Below are 6,164 nucleotides of genomic sequence, written 5' to 3'. Positions count from 1 at the left end.
GCCGTCCGCCGTTGGCCACCGCCTCGGGGATGGCCGCCGTCAGCGACGGCACCCGGTGGCGCCGGCGCAGCAGCCACCAGCCCAGCCCCGCCAGCGCGCCGCCCAGCGTCGGTCCGACGGCGCGGCGGACGTCGCCGCTGCCTTCCACCCCGGTCAGCAGGGTCCCCAGGCTGTAGTTGTAGGTCGCATGCTCGACGGCGTGCAGCGTCAGCGTCGTGGCCGCACCGGCGACCCCGGCGAGCAGACCGATGATCACGATCGCGCATCCGAACTCCACGGAGCGTCGCGTCACGGGGCGAATGTATGCCAGGGTCGCCGTCCGCGCGCTCCCGCGGGCAGGCAAGCTGGACCGATGACCACCCCGCGGCTGTTGTTCGTCCACGCCCACCCCGACGACGAGACTCTCACCACCGGTGCCACCATCGCCCACTACGCGGCTCTGGGCGCCCAGGTCGAGGTCCTGACCTGCACGCTGGGGGAGGAGGGCGAGGTCATCGGCGAACGGTGGGCTCAGCTCGCCGCCGATCACGCCGACCAGCTCGGCGGCTACCGGATCGGTGAGTTGACCGCCGCGTTGCGCGCGCTCGGGCTCGACCGGCCCCGCTATCTCGGCGGCGCGGGCCGTTGGCGGGACTCCGGGATGGGCGACATCCCGCCCCGGCAGCACCAACGGTTCGTGGACGGTGATTTCGGCGAGCAGACCGCCGCGCTGGTCGCCGTCATCGACGAGCTGCGGCCGCACGTCGTCGTCACCTACGACCCCGACGGCGGCTACGGGCATCCCGACCACATCCACACCCACCGCGTCACGACCGCCGCGGTGGACGCGGCGACGTGGCGGGTGCCGAAGGTCTACTGGACGGTGCTCTCGCACACGGCGCTGGCCGCCGGGTTGGCCGAACTGACCGACGTGCCCGCCGGCTGGATCCGGGTGACCGCCGACGATCTCGGCTTCGGATATCCCGACGACGCGATCGACGCCGCGCTGGACCTCACCGATGCGCTGCCGGCGAAGGTGGCCGCGCTGCGCGCGCACGAAACCCAGGTTCAGGTCGCGCCGGACGGCAAGGCCGGGGCGCTGTCCAACGGCATCGCACTGCCCATCGGGGCGACCGAGTTCTACGTCCTGGCCGCCGGGACCGCCGGGGAACGCGACGGGCGGGGCTGGGAAACCGATCTGCTGGCCGGGCTGGCCCTGAGGTAACTTCGCACCGGGGCGGTAAGCTGCCCGGAACCGACCGCGCACGGAAGGGAAGCACATGGACCCTGACCTGGATCCCAACCTGCAGCACTGGCAGGACCGGCTGGACAACTTCCAGTGGGTGGTCGGTTCGCTGGTTTCGCTGCTCGACAGCATCCCGACCTGACAGCCGCGGCCCCGCCGGCGCACCAGCGGCGCCGGCATCTCGTGCTGGGCCTGCTCGCCGTCGACGGTGTGCTCTCGGCCCTGATCGCGGTGTTCCTGCTGCCGGCCCATCTCGGGTCGGTGCCTTTCCCGATCAGTGCGCTGTTGAGCGGGCTTCTCAACGCGGTGCTGGTGTGGGCCGCCAGGCAGACGACAGACTCCCCGGTGCTTGCGGCGCTGCCGCTGTGGACGTGGCTGGCCACCGTCGCGGTGTTCACCTTCGGCGGGCCGGGTGACGACATCGTCTTCGGCGGCACCGGGATCATGGCCTACGGCGTGCTGTTGCTGCTGGCTCTCGGCGCGTTGCCCAGTGCCTGGCTGCTCACGCGGCGGGTGGATCCGGCCGCCTGACGGGCCCCGCACCGGCGCGACTGCCTACTACTACTGTGGCCGGTATGCCAGGCGCACCGGTTTTGTTGCGAGAAGCGCGGATGATCGACGACGACGGTGGGGTTACACAGGAGTGGCTCTGAACTCCCAGCACGGCGCCGATCTGCCTGACCCGGTCCTACCTCGGAAGGCCGACGCGCCCAGTCCCGCGGCCATCCGGAGGGTGTTGCGGCGGGCGCGTGACGGTGTGGCACTGAATGTGGACGAGGCTGCGGTCGCGATGGGGGCGCGCGGGGCGGATCTGGCCGATCTGTGCGCCAGCGCGGCCCGGGTGCGGGATGCGGGTCTGGAGGCCGCGGGCCGGCGGGGTCCGGCCGGGCGGCTGCCGGTGACGTATTCGCCGAAGGTGTTCATCCCGGTGACGCATCTGTGCCGGGACACCTGTCACTACTGCACGTTCGTCACGGTTCCGGGCCGGCTGCGCGCGGCTGGGCGGGGCATGTTCATGGAGCCCGACGAGATCGTCGAGGTGGCCCGTCGTGGGGCCGAACTGGGGTGCAAGGAAGCGTTGTTCACCCTCGGGGATCGGCCCGAGGCCCGCTGGGATGAGGCGCGGCAGTGGCTCGATGAGCGGGGCTATGACTCCACGCTGGACTACGTGCGGGCGATGGCGATCCGGGTGCTCGAGGAGACCGGCCTGCTGCCGCATCTGAATCCGGGGGTGATGAGCTGGTCGGAGCTGTCCCGGCTCAAGCCGGTCGCGCCGTCGATGGGGATGATGCTCGAGACCACCTCGCGGCGGCTGTTCGAGACCAAGGGCCAGGCGCACTACGGCAGCCCGGACAAGGATCCGGCGGTGCGGTTGCGCACCCTGGCCGACGCGGGCCGGCTGTCGATTCCGTTCACCACCGGGTTGCTGGTCGGGATCGGGGAGACGCGCGCCGAGCGCGCGGAGACGATTCATGCGATCCGGCGGGTGCACAAGGAGTTCGGCCACATCCAGGAAGTGATCGTGCAGAACTTCCGGGCCAAGGATCACACCGCGATGGCCGCCACCCCGGACGCCGAGATCGACGAGTTCGTGGCCACGGTGGCGGTGACGCGGCTGGTGTTGGGACCCAAGATGCGGGTGCAGGCTCCACCGAACCTGGTTTCGCCGGCCGAGTGCCTGGCGCTGCTCGGCGCCGGCGTGGACGACTGGGGCGGGGTGTCGCCGGTGACCCCGGATCACGTCAATCCCGAACGGCCGTGGCCTGCGCTCGACGAGTTGGCCGACGTCACCGGGCAGGGCGGGTTCGATCTGGTGGCGCGGCTGACCGCGCAACCGGACTATGTGAGCGCCGGGGCGGGCTGGATCGACCCGCGGGTAGCCGGGCATGTCGCCGCGCTGGCGGACCCGGACACCGGGCTGGCCGGCGAGGGCAACCCGGTGGGCCTGGCCTGGCAGGAGCCCGACGAGGCCGCCGAGTCGCTGGGCCGGGTGGATCTGCACACCGCGATCGACACCCAGGGGCGCGCGACGGCGACGCGCAGCGATCTGGGTAGCGCCTTCGGGGACTGGGAATCGGTGCGCCAGAAGGTCGGCGAGCTGGCCTCCCGGGCGCCCGAGCGGCTGGACACCGATGTCGCCGCGGCGTTGCGGGCCGCCGAACGCGACCCGGGCGGCTGCACCGACGACGAGTACCTGGCCTTGGCCACCGCCGACGGCGCCGCGCTGGACGCCGTTGCCGCGCTGGCTGATTCGCTGCGCCGCGAGGTGGTCGGTGACGACGTGACGTTCGTGGTGAACCGCAACATCAACTTCACCAACATCTGCTACACCGGCTGCCGGTTCTGCGCATTCGCCCAACGCAAGGGTGACGCCGACGCCTACTCGCTGTCGACGGCCGAGGTGGCCGAACGGGCGTGGCAGGCCCACGTCGCCGGGGCCACCGAGGTGTGCATGCAGGGCGGGATCGACCCCGAGCTACCGGTCAGCGGTTATGCCGATCTGGTGCGTGCGGTCAAGGCCAAGGTGCCCTCGATGCACGTGCACGCGTTCTCCCCGATGGAGATCAGCAACGGGGTCACCAAGAGCGGGGCGAGTGTGGCCGAGTGGCTGACCGCGCTGCGCGAGGCCGGGCTGGGTTCCATCCCGGGTACCGCCGCCGAGATCCTCGACGACGAGGTCCGCTGGGTGCTGACCAAGGGCAAGTTGCCGGCCTCCGAATGGATCGAGGTGGTCACCACCGCCCATCAGGTCGGGCTGCGGTCGTCCTCGACGATGATGTACGGCCACGTCGACACCCCGGGGCACTGGATCACGCACCTCAACGTGTTGCGTGACATCCAGGACCGCACCGGCGGCTTCACCGAGTTCGTGCCGTTGCCGTTCGTGCACCAGTCCGCGCCGCTGTATCTGGCCGGTGGGGCCCGCCCCGGTCCGACCCACCGGGACAACCGTGCCGTGCACGCCCTGGCCCGGATCATGCTGCACGGCCGTATCGACAACATCCAGACCAGCTGGGTCAAACTCGGCACCGAACGCACCCAGATCATGCTGCAGAGCGGTGCCAACGACCTCGGCGGCACCCTGATGGAGGAAACCATCTCCCGCATGGCCGGTTCGGAATACGGCTCGGCGAAGACCATCGAGGAGCTGACCGCCATCGCCGCCGGCATCGGCCGGCCGGCCCGCCAACGCACTACCACCTACACGCCCTTGGCGGCCTGACGGCGACCGAGAAGGTTCGGTTAGGATTGCCTTCGGCGCGCAGATCCGTTTGCGCACTTGACTGTCGGGACGCGTCGAGTTCTGGTAGTACGGCTGTGTGAAACTGCGGCGGGTGCTCACCGACGGACGGGTCGAGTTGCAGTCGGCTGGGCAGGACGGCTCGTGGACGCCGGGCGCAGACGCCGGTGCGCTCGGCGGGACGGTATTCGACCGGGGCTGGGAACTCGCGCTGGCGCAACACCACCATGACCTCTGCGGGCACCTGCTGCCGTTCCAGCCGGTCTCGTTCCGTGACTTCATGCTCTACGAGCGGCACGCCATCGATGCCGCACGCGGCCTGGTCCGGCGGTTCCACCCCGGCCAGTACCGGGTGGCCCGGCGCGTCGAGAAGTTGACGGGCAGGCCTTTTCCGCTGTTCCGGCCCAAGCCGCTGTTCCACCGTCAGCCGATCTACTACATGTCCAACCATCTGAGTTTCGTCCCCAGTGGAGTGCCGGTGGCGGTCCCGCCCTACTCGTCGGCACTGGACTTCGAACTCGAGATCGGATTCGTCTTGCGGTCAGCGCTTTTCAACGCCGACCCGGTGGAGGCGCTGGAGGCGATCGGCGCGTTCGTCGTCGTCAACGACTTCAGCGCCCGCGACGTCCAGCGCGCCGAGATGGCGACCGGTCTGGGGCCGCAGAAATCCAAGCATTTCGCGTCGTCGATGTCGGTGCACGCGGTCAGCGCCGAGGAGATCCTGCCGCGCATCGATGAACTCACCGGATTCGTCGCCATCAACGGCGACGCCGTCAGCGCGGTCTCCAGCCGCGGCATGCGGTGGTCCATCGGTGAGGTTCTCGCGCATGCCTCGCGTGGCGAAAAGCTCTACCCGGGAGAGCTGTTCGCCACCGGAACCCTCCCGGGTGGCAGCGGTATGGAGACCGGGCAATGGCTACGGCCCGGGGACCGGCTCACGCTGTGCATCGACCAGATCGGGGAGATCAGCCATCCCATCACCGGTGATCGGCCAGATTAGCTCGGCGAAGCCACCGCGACGGCGGGGGACGCCGCGGTGGCTTCGGGGCTGCGGCCTCAGGACTGCCTGGTGGCCTCGATCTCCAGGGTGACGGTGACCTTGTCGCCGACGACGGCGCCACCGGTCTCCAGCGGCATGTCGATGTCGATTCCGAAGTCCTTGCGGTTGAGCACCACCGAAGCCTCGAAGCCGGCCACCTCGCCGTGGCCCATGCCCGGGTTGACGCCGTTGAACTCGAGGTCCAGCGAGATCGGCCGGGTGACGCCCTTGAGGGTGAATTCGCCGTCGAGGACGTAGCGGTCGCCGTCCTCCCGGACCGTCGTGGAGCTGAAGGTGGCGACCGGATGGTTGTCCACGTCGAAGAAGTCAGCTGAGCGCAGGTGGGCGTCGCGCTGCTCGTTGCGGGTGTTGACCGAGCCGACGGCGATCTCTGCGTGCACCGAGGCGTTGCCGTTCTCGGCGACGGTGACGGTGCCGCTGAAGGTGTCGAACTCGCCGCGGACCTTGCTGACCATGAGGTGGCGTACCGAGAAGCCGACGGACGAATGCACCGGGTCGATGGCCCAGGTGCCGGCGGACAGGGCGGTTGTGGCAGTGGTCATGGGTATCTCTTTCTCCGAAACGCGCGCCGGGCGGTCCGGTCGCTACCCATCGAAACGGACCGTGGTCCGAATTCATTCCCGGCAGCTCTGCGACGA

5 protein-coding genes and 1 pseudogene are annotated in these 6,164 nt (G+C 69.9%); 4 read left to right on the top strand and 2 right to left on the bottom strand.

Features of this window, described 5'->3' with window-relative positions:
* Positions 1-292: pseudogene (locus ACXAID_RS16100) on the bottom strand (chloride channel protein); the annotation flags it as partial.
* A 60-nt stretch (positions 293-352) separates the two neighbouring features.
* Here ACXAID_RS16100 and mshB point away from each other — a divergent pair.
* From mshB to ACXAID_RS16080, 4 genes are all read left to right on the top strand, one after another.
* Positions 353-1,204 (top strand): N-acetyl-1-D-myo-inositol-2-amino-2-deoxy-alpha-D-glucopyranoside deacetylase, encoded by an 852-nt coding sequence (gene mshB / locus ACXAID_RS16095; RefSeq protein ID WP_475023212.1) that lies wholly within the window; start codon positions 353-355, stop codon positions 1,202-1,204.
* A gap of 114 nt (positions 1,205-1,318) precedes the next feature.
* Positions 1,319-1,756, top strand: a complete 438-nt coding sequence (locus ACXAID_RS16090) for a hypothetical protein (protein WP_475023211.1) — start codon at positions 1,319-1,321, stop codon at positions 1,754-1,756.
* 112 nt (positions 1,757-1,868) lie between these two features.
* On the top strand, positions 1,869-4,448 hold the full coding sequence (locus ACXAID_RS16085; RefSeq protein WP_475023210.1) for a bifunctional FO biosynthesis protein CofGH: 2,580 nt from the start codon (positions 1,869-1,871) through the stop codon (positions 4,446-4,448).
* 97 nt (positions 4,449-4,545) lie between these two features.
* A complete protein-coding gene (locus ACXAID_RS16080; protein ID WP_475023209.1) occupies positions 4,546-5,466 on the top strand; it encodes a fumarylacetoacetate hydrolase family protein in 921 nt (306 codons plus the stop codon).
* A gap of 56 nt (positions 5,467-5,522) precedes the next feature.
* Here the strand turns inward: ACXAID_RS16080 and ACXAID_RS16075 are convergent, their stop codons facing one another.
* Entirely contained in the window at positions 5,523-6,068 is a 546-nt protein-coding gene (locus ACXAID_RS16075) for a YceI family protein (protein WP_475023208.1), read from the bottom strand.
* Between the last annotated feature and the right edge of the window lie 96 nt (positions 6,069-6,164).

This window comes from Mycobacterium sp. ABE4_509 (assembly GCF_056160785.1).
This window is presented reverse-complemented; position numbering and strand designations above follow the sequence as displayed.

Excerpts from the sequence above, each read along its gene's own strand:
- mshB (WP_475023212.1), top strand. The coding sequence starts at position 353 with ATGACCACCCCGCGGCTGTTGTTCGTCCACGCCCACCCCGACGACGAG.
- ACXAID_RS16075 (WP_475023208.1), bottom strand. The coding sequence starts at position 6,068 with ATGACCACTGCCACAACCGCCCTGTCCGCCGGCACCTGGGCCATCGAC.